This is a genomic window from Escherichia sp. WS1450, assembly GCF_046487395.1.
Taxonomy (GTDB): Bacteria; Pseudomonadota; Gammaproteobacteria; order Enterobacterales; family Enterobacteriaceae; genus Escherichia; species Escherichia coli.
Map to the genome: position 1 here is coordinate 1 of NZ_JBJQJO010000158.1, position 633 is coordinate 633.

General features: G+C 50.9%; 1 protein-coding gene. It reads right to left on the reverse strand.

The features are described from left to right. The coding region (gene istB, locus ACJHYR_RS28110) for an IS21-like element IS100kyp family helper ATPase IstB (protein WP_128486054.1) at nucleotides 1-633 on the reverse strand (633 nt) is incomplete at both ends.

Below are 633 nucleotides of genomic sequence, written 5' to 3' on the forward strand. Positions count from 1 at the left end.
AACGACATGTGAGTGGTGTAAGATACGGTCCAGCATCGCTGAGGTCAGTGCTGCATCACCGGCGAACGTTTGATCCCACTGCCCGAACGGCAGATTGGATGTCAGGATCATTGCGCTCTTTTCGTAACGTTTAGCAATGACCTGGAAGAACAGTTTTGCTTCTTCCTGACTGAACGGCAGATAGCCTGTTTCATCAATGATGAGCAGGCGGGGGGCCATTACTCCACGCTGAAGCGTCGTTTTATAACGGCCCTGACGTTGTGCCGTAGATAACTGAAGTAACAGATCTGCTGCTGTTGTGAAGCGAACTTTGATACCTGCACGGACGGCTTCATAGCCCATCGCTATTGCCAGATGGGTTTTCCCCACACCTGATGGCCCCAGTAATACGATATTTTCATTACGTTCTATGAAGCTGAGTGAGCGTAACGACTGGAGTTGCTTCTGCGGTGCTCCGGTGGCGAATGTGAAGTCATACTCTTCGAACGTTTTCACCGCCGGGAAGGCTGCCATTCGGGTATACATCGCCTGTTTACGTTGATGACGTGCCAGTTTTTCTTCATGAAGCAGATGCTCCAGGAAGTCCATATAACTCCATTCCTGGTCTACTGCCTGTTGTGACAGCGCAGGCGC